This is a genomic window from Micromonospora sp. NPDC048063 (assembly GCF_043202855.1).
Classification (GTDB): Bacteria; Actinomycetota; Actinomycetes; order Mycobacteriales; family Micromonosporaceae; genus Micromonospora.
Genome location: NZ_JBIDBG010000022.1, coordinates 1 through 15450, shown reverse-complemented (window position 1 = coordinate 15450; position 15450 = coordinate 1). Strand labels below are relative to the sequence as shown.

Below are 15450 nucleotides of genomic sequence, written 5' to 3'. Positions count from 1 at the left end.
GTTGGTTCGTCGCTGCTTACTACCGGGATACCTTTGGCTGGCCGGGCGGCAATGGCGGCACGATGGAGGCCGGTCTGGCTTCGTCTCGGCCGTCGCCAGGCGCCGACGTCTCGATCACTGCATTGGCGGCCCCGGTGTCTCGGCGGCGGAGGATCCTGCTCCGCCACAACCGGCGTGGCTGCTCTTGCGGGTACAGATGCGCGCTTGCCGCGTCGATGAGCCCGCGCAAGGCGGCGAACAAGGCAGCGTCGGCCTCTTCCCGTGCGGCGGTCGCCTTCTTGCGCTGCCACAGGTTGTCCTGGCCGTACGCCGTTGCGGACTCGGCCGCGACTTCGCCGAGATGTAGCGCGGCAGCCCGGACGGCCCCGTCGGGCAGCAGCGCGGCCCGGGACGCCGCCGCTAGGACGCGGTTCAGCGGGGCCCGTAACGTCTCTGCCGCCAGGAGCTCGCGCTGGTTCGCCTCGACGGCGATACGGCCTGCCCGGGCCGCACCGAGAGCAAAACCGTCGCTGTCCTTAGCCGCCATGAATTCCAGGAGCGCCGACCCCAGCATCATCAGCCGCGGCTGCCATGCGTTGTGCGCGGGCTGATGCGTGCTCAGGCTCAGGTGCAGGGCGCCTACCGCCTCGAACAGCTCCTGCGTCACTTCCTCGATCTTCGCGTTCGCCGCCGAGGCGCGTTCACGGGCGCGTTGCCGCTGGTTGAAGCGCTGGGTCAGCGCCGCCGCGCCGAAGGCGCCGGTCACGGTGAACACGCCAGTGATGATCTGCGGCACGGCGGGGGTTAGGGCGGAGATGAGGGTGGTGACGACGCTCATGGTCATCAGCGTGAGCCACCACGTCTACCTAGCCGGCGACGCCACACCGCTCTGCCAATGGCTCGTTTCTTGGCGATGCCGGACGGTCGTCCTGGCCGGCTTCGCCGAGCCTCACCACGGCTGTCGACAGGAGTGATGCCGCCGGCATCGGTGATCAGGGGTTTTGTAGCGAGGAGGTAAGGACGTCCGCGGTCTCCCAGAGGATTTCAGCGAGTGCGTCAGCGGTTTCCGGGATGGCTTGGCCGGGGATCGGGTCGAAGGCGAGTGCGGCCTCAGCGACGAGGGCCGCATGGTCCTGCTGTCCAAAGTCGATGCTGCGCTGTTGTTTGGCACGGTGAGCCACCGTGGCGGCGAGGCCGCGGGCGATGAGTAGTGTCCAGGCCGGCACTGCGATGAGCTGGTCGGGGTTGTAGGGGGCAATGCCGCCGGCGCGGTGTGCCTCCTGGGGGGCGGGACTGAGACTGATTGCTAGGAGTCGTCCTTGTCCTCGGCATTCAGCCTGATGGCTCGGGCCAGCGAGAGTAGCAGCGACCGTGGCGTCTTCGAGGGTGTCCCACCGGTGTTCGCCGGCGTTGTGCGGACAGTCTAGGCAGGTGAATGTGTAGCGGCCTGTTGTGGTCGGGGCCTGCGTTTCTGTGCCGGTTGGCATCCCCGTTCTCCCCGTGGTTATCGGCTTGTGGCTTGGGCACTGGGCTGGAGCTGGTTTGCGGTGGCCCCGGGCGTGAATGCCCGGGGCCACCGGACCGAATCGCGTCGGGTACGGCCCCCCTGATGCGCGGTACCGGCTTGTCTGGGCCCCCTCGTGCCGGTTGCCGTAGCGGCTGTGACGCTCGCTCTGGGCGGGCCGCACATCCCCCCGTTCCGTCCCTCTTGCCGCGACCGGCGGTCGCCGCCCGACCAGCCGTTATGGCATCGACACACGCGTTGATGTCGGGTGCACCTGTTGCGTCACAATGGTTGTCGGCTACGGTGTCACTGCCACAACAGTGGTCGGGTGTAGCTAGTCAAGCACGTCCCCGCCACGTTCTGCAACTATTGTGGCTGCGGCAATTTGGTTCACCACAATGGTGGCAGACTTGGTTTGATCAGGAGGGGGTGGTCATGGCCGACTCTGGCAGCGCTGCTGCGTCGTTCGCCGCCCGGTTGCGGCACCTGTTCGACACGCATCGCAAGCCCGGCACGGATAAGCCCTACTCGCCGGACGAGGTCGCCAAGGCGACCGGGCTGTCGACCAGCTACGTCAACTATCTGCTCAGCGGTGAGAGGGACAACCCTTCGCGTTCGGCGATCCAACAGCTAGCGAACTTCTTCCGGGTCCAGCCGAACTTCTTCTTTGACCCGGTTGCCGAGACCAACGCCGTCGGTGCGGAGGTCGACCCGGACCTGGAAACCATCACGGTGCTTGCACGGCGGATGCCTGCGGGGGCGCCCCGGGCGAGCCTACGTGCGATCGTCGAGCAGGTGGCCGCGTTAGAGGCGCAGAGCAAGGCGGGACGCCGCGGCCGGGCGGACGGGTAGGGCCAGGCCGACTCATCGCAGCAGAACGAACGCCGGGATCGCGACGAGCAGGCCCACGGCGATCGGCGTGCTGTGCGTTGACGGGGGAAGTGCTACGCCCCCGGCTCTGGTTGGAAGACCCTGCCGGCACCCGAGGTGACTACCCGGCCAAGTCGTAGGCGCGGGTGGCCGGGACGGCGCTCTTTTGGCACCTGGTGGCGTGGTTCTTACCACCACCCCGGCCTGGTTGCTGTAAGACAGCGCCAACAGGGCCGCGTGCTGCGGAAGGCCTCGCCGAAGTTTCCAACGAAGAAACAACCCCAGCGCTGGTCATTGCGCCCTGCGAACGCCTGGAGCCCGGGATCGTCATCCCGTTTTACCAGTGCTGGAGTTGTTTCTGGGTCCGAAAGCTACCGACAGGCCAGTTGCGGAAAGCTCGTCAACAAGCTACTCGCCGTCACGCAGGTCTTCGTTCCATCGGCGGTCGATCTCGCGGAGCAGCGGCGTTTCCGCGAATGTATGCGCTTCATGGTGCGGCCGGTTCGGCTGCGCCATGCCGAGGGCGATGTTGCGTGCGCGCCGGTACTGCTTGTCGCGTCCCTCCCGGCTCTGGGACAGCTCACCGATCAGCTCGTCAGCGTGCGCCTTGATGTCGTCTTCGTTTTCCATCCTGAGCCTCCTTGTTCGAGGCGGCCGGGCCCGTTGCCTGGCCGCCTCTTTACCTATCGGCTGGGAGCGGTGGAAAACCCTAACGCCGTGGAAAGTCGTGTCAGCGGCACGGTTAGCGGGTCCGACTTGGTCGGAGCGTTGCCGAATAGTCACCGCCGCGAATCGGTCGACGTCGGCCTGGGTGGCCGGGCGGACGTCGGAGTGCATGGCGGTGTCGACGGACGGCTCGTCATGGGTGATGCCGCCGGCATCACCCCCCTCCCCCGCATTGCCTGTCGCAGGGTCAGCTCGCGCGAGAAAACGAACGCACTTCGCATTCAGGCATCGGAGCCGGTGAGCACGTCGATCAAGGGCTCACCCTGTAGAGCCTCGATCAACGGTTTCCCTTCGACCTTGCGCGGTCGCGGTGCGCGAGGTCGGTATGCGCGGTCGATCTGCTCCAGGCACCACCCCAGCCGTTCGGCGTGGACATGGCGGTGACGCATTTTCGGCTCGATCTCGTCGAGTTGGTACGCGTCCCGCTCGGCGAGCATGAAGCGGCGACGGCAGCCGCGGACGCCGTGCTCGCTGAGAACATCGCGTACCGCCGCACGCACCTGATAGACGGTAGGCCGCAGTTCAATGACGTCGCTGATGAACAGGACCCGGGCAAGACTTTGTCGGTCGAGTTGCACCGTGAGCCTGACCGGTGCCGGCTGCGTCACATGTCCTCCCGTCGTTGTGCGGCGTCGCGTTCGCGGGCGAGCCTGTCGTGCGGTTTGCGTTATCGTTGCCGGGCAAGGCGCTGCCCGTTCCCCCGTGCGGGCAGCGCCTTGTTCCGTCTTAAAGCGCTACTCCGTGCTGGCCGTGCCGCCTGCCTTCTTTCGTGGGCGCCGGCCTTGAGGCTGCTCAGCCCGCAGCTCGGCAAGCCGCTGGTCGTACAGGCTGCGCAGGTCACGGATGCGCTGTTCGCCGTGTGCACGTTCGGCGGTGAGTTGTTCCTGGGCGGCGGTGAGGTTGGCGTTGGCCGTGGCGAGCTGCTGCATCGTGGTGTTGTGCTGCTGGGTGAGCTGGTCGTATTCGGCGCGCAGGTCGGCCAGTGCCTGTTCGGCTGAGGTACGGGCTTGGTCAGCCGCGGCCCGATCGGCTTCAGCCGTTGCGAGGCGTGTCTCGGTCGTATTGAGGCGGCCGGCGAGGTCGTCGGCCCTCCGGGTGGCACTATCCCGTGCCTCGACTGCGGCGTCGCGTGTCGCTGTCATGGCGGCGAGGTCCCGGCGCAGAGCATCGACCTGGTCGCGGAGTTGGGCTGCCTCGGTGGCTCGTTCGTCTCGGGCCCGTTCCGCGACCGCCAGGTCCGCCTGGGCCCGCTCGGCCCGTTCCGTGGCTCGGGCGGCGGCGGTGTCTGCTTCCCGCTGCGCCGCGAGCGCCGCGTCCCTGGCGGCTTCAGCAACGGTCCTGGCGGAGTTCGCAGCATCAGCCTGTCGGTTGGCGTCCTCGGCGGTGCGCTCTGCCTGCTTGCGTCCAGCCTCGGCGGCCCTTTTTGCTTCTAGGGCCTCATCTCGCGCCGCGCGGGCCTTGCCCGCATCGGTAACGGCCTCGTCCCGTTCGGTCTCGGCAGCTATCCGCGCTGCTTCCTCCCGCGCAGCGCGCTGGTCGCTGTCGTCGGCTCGTCGCAAGGCCGCTGTGCGCTGTTCCTCGGCCGCCGCAACCTGCTGTGCCGCGCGTTCAGTGGCCTCCTCCGCGATTACCCGCTGGTCCTCGGCCTGACGCAACGCGGCATCCCGCTCGGCTTGGAGATCGGCAGCGACCCCGTCTGCCTCCTCACGGAGGCTGTCGGCCTTGCGGGCGGCCCGCTCCGCGTCGACAGCTCGTCGCTCGGCACTCGCGATGAGTTCGGCTGCTTCGCTGCGGACGGCGGCGATCTCTTCGGCTGCGGTGCTGGGGTTGGCGAGTGTGGACAGTTCGGCGATCGCTCGTGCGACCTGAGAGTGCAGGTCCGCAAGGGTCTTGGCCATCTGCTCCCGGACCATGTCGGCCCGCTCGGTAGCCGTGCTGAACGGGCGGGCCGTGGCGTCGCCCGTGATGCCGGCGGCATCCCCCCGACGAGCTAGCCGGTTGCGCTCCGCATACGCGGTATTGCGGTTGTGCTGTACCTGCTCTCCCCTGCTGTCGGTCTTCACCTCAAAGCAGTAGCTGTTGGGTCGCGACTGCCCCGGCTCGCGAGGCTTGACGGGATCTCCGCAGTTTGGGAAGAGGCATGGTGCGTGGTCCGGATTGGCGCAAAACCCGTCGTCCTGGGCTTCGTCGGTGCATCCGGGAGCCCGACATGTCCGTGCTGGGGCAGATGCTGTCACATTGTCCTCGCTCACAATCCTATTCTACCAAACGTTCTGTCGTTGCAACGCCCAAACGCTTAAACGTTACTGCGGTAGATGAGGGCGATGTCGAAAGCTGTGGTGAGAACCGCTAGTGCGTTCGCCTCAGCGTGGGAGTCGGTGAGGGCGCTAGCACCCGGCGGTTCCGTGGCCCAGTCGGGTGGCCACCAGAGGGGCTCGTCCGGCGTCGGCGTCGCTGCTCGGCGCAGGTCGGCGAAGCGGTCCAGAGCCGCACGCCAGAGTTGGCGCTCGCGGCGGTGCCGCGCGTCCAGCCGCGCGAGGTGCGCCGTGGCGTCGAGAGCGTCTCCTGCCTGCCGGGTCGTGGACCTCCCCGCCCCCCACTGGGCAGCGGAGCTAGCGGTTCCCGGCAGCGTCCGCGCAAGTCCAAGTCGAACGAGTTTGGACAGCATGTTGTAGGTCTCGGACCGGCTGACGCCGGCCGCCTGTGCGATTTGCGCCGCCGTGCCGGTCGCTCCGGTGGTGAGGGCCTGGTGGATACGCCAGCCAGTTGCGCCGAGCAGCGGTCGAGATCGCCGTGCGCTGTCGCGGACTCCGAAGGCCGCGGAAATCGGTCGGGGGTGCGGCCACGTCTCGGGGTCTGTGGCCAGGTGCCGAAAGGCGCTCGGGATGACCAGCTCGTACAGGTCTCCGTGTGTCCCTCGTCCGGCCGAGATTCGCCGTACCACGGCCTGCTCTGGCGGTTGGTCGCGTAGCTCGCGGAGAATGGCCGCTGCGGTGGTGTGGTCGATGATTCCGGCGCAGGCTCTGGAGTAGGACCGGGTTCCCGCTTCAACGTAGCGACGGCCTGACCGCCACCCCAGCCAGGCCATACCCCATAGGAGAGCACGTGCGTTGTGCCTCTGTTTCCCGGTGACCAGCTGGTCGACCACCGCAAGGATCACCGCAAGCCAACGGCGGGCGAAATCACCATCGGTAACCCCTCCCCCTCCCCCCCCGGTGTTTTGGGTTGCTTGTGGGGCATGTGTGGACGCGAGGGCGGCCTGCTGCGCCTTGCGCCACTCAGCTGTCAGGCGGCGGCGCCAGCGGTGGCCGTAGCGTCCGGTGTAGAGGGTGAGAAGACCGGACCACCGGCCAGTTTCGATCTGGTGGAGGACGTCGGCGTGAGAGTGGCCTCGTGCGGCGGCGGCGCAGAGAACGGCGTAGCAGGCCTCTGAGCGGGTCCATGGACGGCCATCATGCGTGGTGTGAATGGCGGGCCACACACCGTGCTCGGCGATTTGAGTGTGCAGAGGGCTCAGCGGCCGAGGTCGACCGCTCTGCAGAACGTGCGCCGTGGTGGTGGGCTGGTCATCGGGGGCCAAGTCGGCAAGACGGGCCAAGGCGCGGGTGACTAGGTCGGCCGCTGATCGCCTGGTGACGGCCTGGTACGCCTCGGGCAGAGGTGTTGTCAGCTGGCGGAACCCGCCGTCCTTGCAGCGGGATCCGGGGGCGGTGAGGCAGCCTTCGTCGGGGTTGACGGTGGGACTGATGTCGAGTGTGGGCCAGAGGCGGCGGCAGGCGTGGGCGAGCCGGCGAGCCTGGTCGAGGGTGATGGGAACGGCGAGGGGAATCCAGACGTGGCGGCCGCCGCTGGCGGCGACGTCGCAGATGGGCCGGCCGCCGAGTTGCTTGAAGAACTGTGCGGCGTCGGCGGCGTGTGCGGCAACGGTGGCGGCGTCGTGCAGGCGACCTTTGGGGTCGAAGTCGAGGCCGAGGACCCAGGCCACTCCCCCGCTGTAGAGCCTCAGCGCGGCGGGCCGGTCGGGCAGTTCCCTGGTGAGGCGTTGGTTATGGGGATAGATGTGGCGGCGCTGCGTGCGGGAGTAGCGGCGCAACCGCATGTAGGGGCTGCGGGTGAGGTAGGGCGTGATCACTTGCCAGGTGACTTCCGCGATCTTGCGCGGGTCACTCCCGGGAGGGCTTCCTAGCATGCTAGGAGGAATGGTCGGGGGCGATGATGCCGAGGGCATCGCCGCGTGGTCGGCTTCCGCCGGCGCGAGGCCGGGGAGAGGGGTCTGGACCGCGGGCACGCTGTGACACGCCGGGCCGATTTCGGACAGGCTGGTGCGTGCCGGCGGGGCAGGTGCTACCGTCATGGCAGCGACGCCTCCACAGGCATAGCGCAACTCGGCTCGGGACCACCGGCGGCAGGCAACCACACGGATCTCGGGCTGAGTGCTGGTCTTCAGTTGATGAGGTTGCGGTCGAGCTGGTCCCTCGGCCTTACCTCGCTGGTTCGCCCCGGTCTCGTACCGGGGCGTTCGTCATGTCAGGGGTGGGGCTCCTCTCGCGGGGGGCCTCGGCGCTGCTGGTCAGGCGGCGCTGGAGGTCGACAGGTCGAGCAGGGTGCCCTGTTCGTCGGTCCCGGTGGCCCAGGTGGGCCGGCCGGTCTCGTCGACGGGCATGCGGGCGAGCAGTGCGTTGATGACGGCGGAGGCGCTGGTTCCCATCGCCTCCATTGCGCGGTACAGCTTGGCGGCCTGTGCCGGCTCCAAGGTCGGGTTGGGTCGCCACGGCCGCTCGGACGAGACCTCGTACCTGGGCGGGTTGCCCCGTTGAGGGACGCCGAGTTTGGCTCCTCGTCGTGCGTGCATGTGATGATCCAACCATGCCTGAGGCGGTACGTACCACAATTCCTCCCGGCGTGTTTTCGGCGTTTTCCTTCGCTCGTTTCGGTCGCTTTTCGTGGTCGGCTGACTGTGCTTAGTAGACGGAAATGTGGACGTGGTTGGTGTGCTCACCGCCGGGTCCGGTTTGGCCGAACGGGTTGCGGTAGGGGCGCCAGCCACGAGCGGGCGACCACACCTGCCGGTACCAGATGACGTACATGATCCCGAGGCGGTCGGCGTTGGCGACGGCCCATGCCGCCATGGCGTCGCCTCGCTGACGCTGGGCGCCGGTGGCCGGGCCGCCGCTGGTCATCATCCAGTCGCAGGCCCGGCCCTTCGGGTGCTCGCCTGGGCCTGCCGGGCGGTAGCAACCGGGGTTGCCGTAGCCGGCCTGTTTGGCTTGGGCGATCACGTGCGCAGTGCGGGGTGTCAGGCACCCTCTGCCGGTAGTGGGGTCGGGTCGGACGGTGCACCCCTCGCGCGGCCAGGTGCCGTCATTGTTGCGGGGCGCGGGCTCCGCGCCTGCGACTGTGGCGCGGTCGCAATCGAGTTCGATACCGCCATACTCGCGCACGGCGGTAAGGGCGGTCGCCGTGTGTTTGGCGTAGGCGTCGGGAAAGGCGCTGCGCTGTACTGCCTGGGCAGCGACGGTCAGCGGCAGTGTCCTCCAGTCGGGAACCTTGACCAAGGTTGCGTAGAACGCCGTGGTGGCGTAGGTCGGGTCGTTGACCTGCTCGCGGGTGCCCCACCAAGGCGGCGTCTGCTGGAACAGGCCGCTGCTGCCATGGGCATCTGGGATGGGGTCCAGGCGCAGGCTTGATTCCTGGGCAGCGGTGGCGACGGCGACGGCCCATGCGCGAGGGGGCAACTCGCGTTGCTGCCCGATGGTGACGATGAGCCGGGCGTGCCGCTGCTGTTCGGCGTCGAGCTGCCATGCGGTGCCCGTGGAGGTCAGGCAGTCGGTGGCGCTGACCGCTGCGGCTTCGCGGGGCACGGCGAGGGTAGTGGCGGCGATGATGCCGCCGAGCAGCAGCATGACCAGCGCGCCGCCAGCCACGGCAACCCGGCTCACCGGGCGCACTCCGACGACGACGGACGTGCCGCCCGTTCCAGATAGCAGGTTCCGGCGGTTTTGTCAAGTTGACTCAGGCTCACCATGGTGGAAGCCAGCCCGCCGGCGTTCAGCCTTGGCCGTGAACGGCGCAGACGGCTCGCGGTACCAGCCGCCTTCAGATCACCCCGTGTCGTTCCCCGCATAAGTTGGTACCGTACTCCATGTTGAACGGGGAGAAGACACCTTGTCGGATGATCAGATCAGAGATTCGCTGTTCCCTGGAGCACAGCGAGCCCGCTCCTATGGGGAGGAGCGGCCGCCGCCTGCCCCTTCGGAGCAACCTCCGCCTACCCCTGCGGACCGGGCTCCGGCCGTCACCAAACCGTTGCCGCCGCCCCCGGTGGTCCCTGCTCCCGCAGTGCCGTCAGCAACGGAAAGACAGGGCGTCCAGGCTGGACAGAGCACGCGCGACGGGGAGCGGGGCCGGCTCGTTGACGTGCCGGCTGGCGGGGCCGCTCCAGCAACATGGGGTTGGCGAGGCCAGGTCAACCGGTGGACACGGCAGCTTGCTCGCCTTCCAGCGACTGCTGAGGAGCAGCGGTACCGGGCTGGGCGGGTGCGTGTGCTGCGGACGTTCGACGCGCCTCAGCGGGTCGTGGTGGCCAACCCGAAGGGTGGGGCCGGCAAGACACCGATGACGCTCGGCCTAGCCGCGAGCTTGGGCTGGTACCGGGGCGGCTACACGCTTGCATGGGACAACAACGAGACCCGCGGGACGCTGGGGTTGCGTGCGGAGGAGGCGGCGCACGATCGCAACGTGGTCGATCTACTCGCCTCGATTGACGCTTTCCTCGGCGCCCGGGCGAGCGTCGGGGGTCTCGGCGGATTCGTTCGCCCGCAGAGCGCCCATTTCGACGTTCTCGCCAGTGACGATGTTCCGGGCCGTATGGACGTTATCGACGGGAACAGTTTCTACAAACTCGCTGACGTTCTCGGCCGCTTCTACCGCCTCATTGTTATCGACACAGGAAACAACGTGCGGGCCCCGGGCTGGTGGGCGGCGACATCGGCGGCCGACTGCTTGGTGATACCGACGACGGTTCGCGCCGACGTGGCGGAGACAGGGCTGTGGATGCTGCACCATCTCGCACGACTGGGGCGCGGTGATCTGGTGCGCAACGCCGTGGCGGTAGTGACTTGCGCGGATCCGAAGGTGGACGCCGGCCTGCTCGCCGCAATCGTCGACCGGTACCGCGAGGTCGTGCGGGAGGTGGTGGTGATCCCGTTCGACTACCGGCTCAGCGCCGGCGATCGGGTGTCGTACCGGGACCTAGGGCCGGCGCTTCGACGGTCGCTGTTGGCGGCAGCCGTGGCGGTCGTGGAGTCGTTGGCGCAGCGGACAGATGAGGGAGTGCGACGGTCATGAGTGCGGTACGTGCGGCAGTAGAGGCTGTCTTGGCGGCACCGGAGCCGTCGCCTACGTCAGGTGGCGGAGGGATCAAGAACCCGCTGGATGGTGTCACCCCGGACATGGGTGTCCTGGGCGGGCCGTTTCAGGCAACGTGGCTCCGCGTCGCCGGCGCCATCTGGGCGCTGATGCTGGCCGCCGTCGCGCTGTACGTGGGGGCGGCGTTCGTTTCGATGGCGCAGGCGCGGCAGCTGAACAACCACCACATGATGAGCGAGGCCACGTCGGCGGTGAAGCTACGGCTCGCGGCCTTGGCCGGCGTGGTGCTGCTGCCCCTGATCGTGGGCGCCGTAATCGCGGCCGTCGGGTAGGCCCCCGTGGGACGTAGACGAACGGCTGCGGTCATGGTCGCGGTCGCGGCCGCCGCCGGGTTGCTGGTGTGGCGCGTGCAGGTGCCCGGTGAGGTGATGCCGGCGGCATCACTTCCAGAGTCGCCCCGTGGGTCGGCGCCGGGCCTCAGCGTGGAGCATCCCCCAGTGGAGGTCATGCACCGATCGACGGTGACTCCCGGAGCCGGCGGCACACGCGCTCTGGCAGGAACCGTTCCTGCCGGGTTCGCGCCGTCGCAGGACGGTGCGGCTGCGGCGGCAACTGCCTGGTTAGTGATGGTCGAGGGTACGGCCGTCCTGGACTCCTCGCGCAGGGCTGCGTTGTTGACCGCCGTCGGTGACCCGGGCTTCGTTCGGGCGGCCGAAACGCGGCTCGCCGCTCGGGCGCTCGTGCTCGGCCTGGACAGCATTGGGCTGTCGCCGCAGGGCACCGTGATGGCTGTAGCGCAGGTTGATAGGGGCGCGTATCGGGTGGCGCGGTTCGCGGGGACATCGGCGACGGTCGAGGTGTGGTACCCGTACGTGTTGGGGGTGCGCGGACGCGGTGACGGCCCCATCGGTGTGCGCTGGCGGCGGGCGACCGTGGAGCTGAGGTGGGACAGCCGTGCGGGCGACTGGAGGCTGCCATCGGACTTCGCGTTCGCGGATGGCCCGGATCCGCAGGTTGCTGATCCCTCTCAGATAGACAAGGCCGACGCGCTCGCCGGTACGGGGAAGGAGTGGCTGCTCTATGCCACGGCGCAGGACTGAGGAGGAGCGCGTGTCGACCAACCCCGGTCTGGGAGAGGCATCCCGAGGCAAGCCGTCGTCCTGGTGGCGGACGCTGGTGGTGGTCGCGGTCACCGCTGGCGTCGGAGCCGTTACGGCCGTAACGCTCGCACGGAACGCCGGCGATCGGTCCATGCCGACGACAGGAGTGTCGTCGTCGGCCGACGATGCAGGAATCGGCTCGGGAGTGCCCGCCTGCTCGGGTGGGCCCGACGCGGCGCTGGCGGTGGTGGCAACCCTAACCACACCGGACACGGCGGAGGGGGCCGCCGAGACGGCGGCAGCGGTTGTGCGCTGGACCGAGAGCAAGTCGTTCAGTCTGGAGACAGCCTCGGAAGTGGTGCGGCAGGTTGCCGACAACAGTGGTTCCCCGGAGCTGGCCGAGCTTCAGCAGGGGCAGGCGCCGTACCTGGCGCGGATGTCGGTAAGCCAGCCGCGGCCGTCCGACGGGCTGTTCAGGGTGATGTCGGAGTCGGGGGCGACCGTGGTGACGGTGCTGTTGCCGGTGACCTGGTCCACGGGCGAGGCCGTGCACGATGAGTGGCGGGCTATCGACGTGCGGCTCAACCGGCTGTCTGACCGCTGGGCGGTGGTGTCCGCAGGCAGCAGCAACGGCCTGCCGGATCCGGTCAGAGCACTACAAGGAAAGACGGTGACTGGCCAGGATCTCTCGATGTACGGTGCGGCGCTGACCGCCAACGCCTTCCGCAGGTACGCCGATGACTGCTGAAATTCAGCGTACAGCCGGACGGTGGCCCCTGCGCCTCGTCCTGGTGGTGCTCGCGTTCCTGACGGTGATGCCGGCGGCATCACCCGCCGCAGCGGACGCGGCGCAGAATCAGGCGGCCTCCGAGGTTGCAGCATCGCGGTGCGCGAAGGTACGGGCGGATTTGAAGATCCCCCGCCCGTTTGGCCAGGTGTGCGAGTCCCGCCTTGTCGACGCGCTGCAAAAAGGCGCGGAAGCAACCGCCGAGGAGGTGGAGCGGGTATGCGAGTGGCTACCCGACCTGCCGTTGGTCGGCGATGTCTGCGACCGGGTCCGGCGGCTGATGGCGGGCATCGCCCAGGAGTATCAACAGCGCTTGGCGGCGCTGCGAGGAGCAGTGGATTTCGCCAAGGATCCCTGGGGACAAACGCTGTCAAAGGTGGCGGACAGCCTGGGAGGCTCGCTGAATGACCTGTTGACCAGGGTGGTGACGCATCTCGCCCACCTGAGTTCTCCGGATGTTGACTCGCAGGCGTTCCTCCAGTCCTACGCAGCCGGGGCAGGCATCGCCATGTTCGTACTGGTGGCCGCGCTCGCCAGAGCCTTCTACAAAGCGGGCAGCGGCGACATTACCGGTGAGGAGCTGGCCGACTCGGTGTTCCGGCGGTTGCCGTGGGCGATGGTCCTGGTGTTGTTCGGGCCTGGGATCGGGTACCTGCTCGTGGAGCTGTCCAACGGCGCTACGGCGAGCATCATGCGCTACTTCGCTACCGACGTCGCTTCGCTGGCCTCGAAACTGAACGCGATGGCGGTCCCCGCGAACATGGGCATGATTCCTGGCGGTCCGCTGGTGTCAATCCTCATCGTCCTCGTCGCGATGATGGGTGCGTTCGCCCTGCTGGTGGGCCTGCTCATGCAGCTGCTGACTCTCTATCTCACCGGGGCAGTGATGGCCGTGGCCTTCGTGCTCATAGTCGACCCCTCGACGCGGCAGCAAGCGATGAAGCTGCCGCTGCTGTGGCTGGCGCTGCTGGGCGGTAGGCCGCTGGTCTTCTTCATGCTCGGCGTGACGGCGAAGTACGGCGACAGCTCGTTCAGCGTCTCGGCGGTGCAAGACGAGGGGTTCCGCGCGCTGGTGTCCGCGCTAGTGGCCGCGCTGATGCTGCTCTTTGTGGGAATCGCGCCGTGGGCGGTGCTGCGGTTCGCGCCAGTGCTGCCGGCCGGCGGCGCGGAGCGGATTGCCCGCTCACAGAAGTCCAGCGGCGGGGCATTCGGGGGAACGGCCGGCTCACTGATGACGCACCTCGCCTATCGACGGATGTCGTCGGGCGCAGCGAGCTCCGACGCTGACAGGTCTCCTCCTGCCGGCGGCCAGCCGCAAGGCGACGCCGCGCCAACTGCCGCCCGCGACGCGTCTGCAAACCCAGAAGGTGCTCCGGAGCGCGGAGGCGACGATCCCCAGCACGACGCCGGCAGGTCGCAGGAGACGCCGGCACCCGACGGGTCAGGGAGCCCACAACCGGGCTCTCCGAGCACTACTGCGTCGGCAGCAAGCACCAACCCGGCAGGCGCGGGGTCGGGGGGCACCGCTGGCGGTTCGGCCGGCGGGGCGGCGGCGGGCGCCGGCGCAGGCGGTTCGGCCGGCGGCGCGGGCACGGCTGCCGGTGGAGCTGGGGCGGCGGCGGGTGCCGGCGCGACGGCGGCCACCGGCGGTGTCGCCGCCGTGGCGGTGATCGGAGCGCAGGCTGCGGCCGCAGCAAAGCAGAAGGTCGACGAGTCCGCTCATCGGGCAGGTGACATGGTGGAGGGCAGCGGGTGAGCGAGACTGCGGGCCGGACCGCACGCATCGGCGGGGAGATCCGGCCGCGAGGGTTGCTCGGCGGCAGCCGCAGCCGCGCCGGCAACATCGTGGTGACTGTGTGCCTGGGCATGGGCCTACTGTTGGCGGTCGCTATGGGGGGTCTTGGTGGGCTGTTTACCGGTGGCGCCGTCTTCGCGGCCGGCTACTTGCTCACCAGGCAGAGCCAGGTAACCGGCAGGTCGCCGGGTGCTGAGCTAATCATTCGGGGCTGGTGGGCGCGGCGACGTCGACGTGGTGAGACGACTCTCGTCCCGCTGCACCTGGCCACCCCATTCCCCGCACCGACGGATCGGGCGAGTCGGAAGGCTGCGGGACGCTGGGCGCGCAGCGTTCGAGACGAGGCGCCGGGTCTGGAGGGGATCCGGTGGTTGTCAGCGCCGGGGGAGACGGCGGTCCTGCTACATCAATGTCCGGGTGAACAGTCCTACCTGTCGGTGGCGATGGAAGTGGACGGCCAGCCACCCGGTCTGCGTGCCCCAGGCGACTACGATCGCGCGGCGGCGGCGTACGGTCACCTGCTGGCACGCCTGGCCCGCGACGACGGCCTAGTCACTGGCATTCAGTCCATCACCCGCATCATGCCGACGGACTCGGCGGCCCACGAACGGTGGGCGGCCGACCACGTCGATCCCAGCGCGCCAGAGGCGCTGACGCGGTCGTACGCGGAGCTGGTCCGGATGACCGCAGGTGCCACGGAGATGGTGCGGCACTACCTGGTCCTGCGTCTGCCGGTGACCGCGACGTTCGCGCGGGCCGCCGAGGCGCACGGCGACGGTGAGCAAGGATGGGCGCGGTTGGCGGCGGCCCAGGCGCAGTGGGTGGCCACCCTCGCCCGGCGCGCGGACCTACGCAACCCCCGGCTTCTCACCACACACCGGCTCGCGGCCGTGCTGCGTCACATGCAGTCGCCCGAGTATCCGCTCGACCAAACGGTCGACGTCACGACCGAGACGTGGCTGCGGCATCAGCGCGCAGTCCGCCACTCGACGGTCGTGGATGACTCGTGGTGGCATCGAGTCGCCGCCATCCCGCCGTCGGCGGTCACCCCCGAGCCAGTGCACACGCGGTGGATCGCACCGCTGCTGCACGGCATCACCCAACCGGTGATCCGCACCATCAGTCTTCAGGTGGAGGTCCAGCCGGCGGCGCAGGCCCGCAAGCGCGCCCGCGCTGATGTCACCGTCGACCGCGGACTACGCGACGCGGCGCTCCGCCGTGGTGCCGTCGACGACGGCACCACCGCCCGGCAGCTATCCCCCTCGGCGCCGCGCCTATCAGACCTGCAACCCCGCGCCCGAAAAAACGGCGCGCGGTGGGC

14 protein-coding genes and 1 pseudogene are annotated in these 15450 nt (G+C 68.8%); 7 read left to right on the top strand and 8 right to left on the bottom strand.

Annotated features, from left to right (window positions below):
- Positions 1 to 19: 19 nt before the first annotated feature.
- Together ACGFZ2_RS30785 and ACGFZ2_RS30780 are read right to left on the bottom strand one after the other, a co-directional pair.
- Positions 20 to 817 (bottom strand): hypothetical protein, encoded by a 798-nt coding sequence (locus ACGFZ2_RS30785; protein WP_393459664.1) that lies wholly within the window; start codon positions 815 to 817, stop codon positions 20 to 22.
- 154 nt (positions 818 to 971) lie between these two features.
- Positions 972 to 1466, bottom strand: a complete 495-nt coding sequence (locus ACGFZ2_RS30780; protein WP_393459661.1) for a hypothetical protein — start codon at positions 1464 to 1466, stop codon at positions 972 to 974.
- A gap of 452 nt (positions 1467 to 1918) precedes the next feature.
- Between ACGFZ2_RS30780 and ACGFZ2_RS30775 the strand changes: the two genes are divergently transcribed.
- Positions 1919 to 2335, top strand: coding sequence for a helix-turn-helix domain-containing protein (locus ACGFZ2_RS30775; RefSeq protein ID WP_393459658.1), 417 nt, complete (start codon positions 1919 to 1921; stop codon positions 2333 to 2335).
- A 426-nt stretch (positions 2336 to 2761) separates the two neighbouring features.
- On the opposite strand, the gene ACGFZ2_RS30770 is transcribed toward ACGFZ2_RS30775, so the two are convergent.
- The 6 genes from ACGFZ2_RS30770 to ACGFZ2_RS30745 all read right to left on the bottom strand — a co-directional run bounded on the left by ACGFZ2_RS30770 (position 2762) and on the right by ACGFZ2_RS30745 (position 9018).
- The gene (locus tag ACGFZ2_RS30770) at positions 2762 to 2983 is read right to left on the bottom strand and encodes a hypothetical protein (RefSeq protein ID WP_393459655.1); all 222 of its coding nucleotides are present in this window, start codon (positions 2981 to 2983) and stop codon (positions 2762 to 2764) included.
- Positions 2984 to 3300: 317 nt separating this feature from the next.
- Positions 3301 to 3687: a hypothetical protein gene (locus ACGFZ2_RS30765; protein WP_393459652.1), complete on the bottom strand. Its 387-nt coding sequence runs from the start codon at positions 3685 to 3687 to the stop codon at positions 3301 to 3303.
- 126 nt (positions 3688 to 3813) lie between these two features.
- Positions 3814 to 5142 carry a hypothetical protein gene (locus ACGFZ2_RS30760; RefSeq protein WP_393459649.1) on the bottom strand — a complete coding sequence of 443 codons (1329 nt, stop codon included), beginning with the start codon at positions 5140 to 5142 and terminating at the stop codon, positions 3814 to 3816.
- Between the two features lie 233 nt (positions 5143 to 5375).
- The gene (locus ACGFZ2_RS30755) at positions 5376 to 7211 is read right to left on the bottom strand and encodes a helix-turn-helix domain-containing protein (RefSeq protein ID WP_393459646.1); all 1836 of its coding nucleotides are present in this window, start codon (positions 7209 to 7211) and stop codon (positions 5376 to 5378) included.
- A 438-nt stretch (positions 7212 to 7649) separates the two neighbouring features.
- Positions 7650 to 7931 carry a hypothetical protein gene (locus ACGFZ2_RS30750; protein ID WP_393459643.1) on the bottom strand — a complete coding sequence of 94 codons (282 nt, stop codon included), beginning with the start codon at positions 7929 to 7931 and terminating at the stop codon, positions 7650 to 7652.
- A 109-nt stretch (positions 7932 to 8040) separates the two neighbouring features.
- On the bottom strand, positions 8041 to 9018 hold the full coding sequence (locus tag ACGFZ2_RS30745; protein ID WP_393459640.1) for a hypothetical protein: 978 nt from the start codon (positions 9016 to 9018) through the stop codon (positions 8041 to 8043).
- Positions 9019 to 9616: 598 nt separating this feature from the next.
- Between ACGFZ2_RS30745 and ACGFZ2_RS30740 the strand changes: the two genes are divergently transcribed.
- The 6 genes and pseudogenes from ACGFZ2_RS30740 to ACGFZ2_RS30715 all read left to right on the top strand — a co-directional run.
- Entirely contained in the window at positions 9617 to 10426 is an 810-nt protein-coding gene (locus tag ACGFZ2_RS30740) for a MinD/ParA family protein (protein WP_393459637.1), read from the top strand.
- Positions 10427 to 10530: 104 nt separating this feature from the next.
- Entirely contained in the window at positions 10531 to 10779 is a 249-nt protein-coding gene (locus ACGFZ2_RS30735; RefSeq protein WP_393459634.1) for a hypothetical protein, read from the top strand.
- 174 nt (positions 10780 to 10953) lie between these two features.
- Positions 10954 to 11547 (top strand): hypothetical protein, encoded by a 594-nt coding sequence (locus tag ACGFZ2_RS30730; RefSeq protein ID WP_393459876.1) that lies wholly within the window; start codon positions 10954 to 10956, stop codon positions 11545 to 11547.
- A 10-nt stretch (positions 11548 to 11557) separates the two neighbouring features.
- Positions 11558 to 12295, top strand: coding sequence for a hypothetical protein (locus ACGFZ2_RS30725; protein WP_393459631.1), 738 nt, complete (start codon positions 11558 to 11560; stop codon positions 12293 to 12295).
- The gene (locus ACGFZ2_RS30720) at positions 12285 to 14090 is read left to right on the top strand and encodes a proline-rich domain-containing protein (protein WP_393459628.1); all 1806 of its coding nucleotides are present in this window, start codon (positions 12285 to 12287) and stop codon (positions 14088 to 14090) included. Before ACGFZ2_RS30725 ends, ACGFZ2_RS30720 begins: the two co-directional genes overlap by 11 nt.
- 476 nt (positions 14091 to 14566) lie before the next feature.
- Positions 14567 to 15450 (top strand): annotated as a pseudogene (locus ACGFZ2_RS30715) (hypothetical protein); the annotation flags it as partial.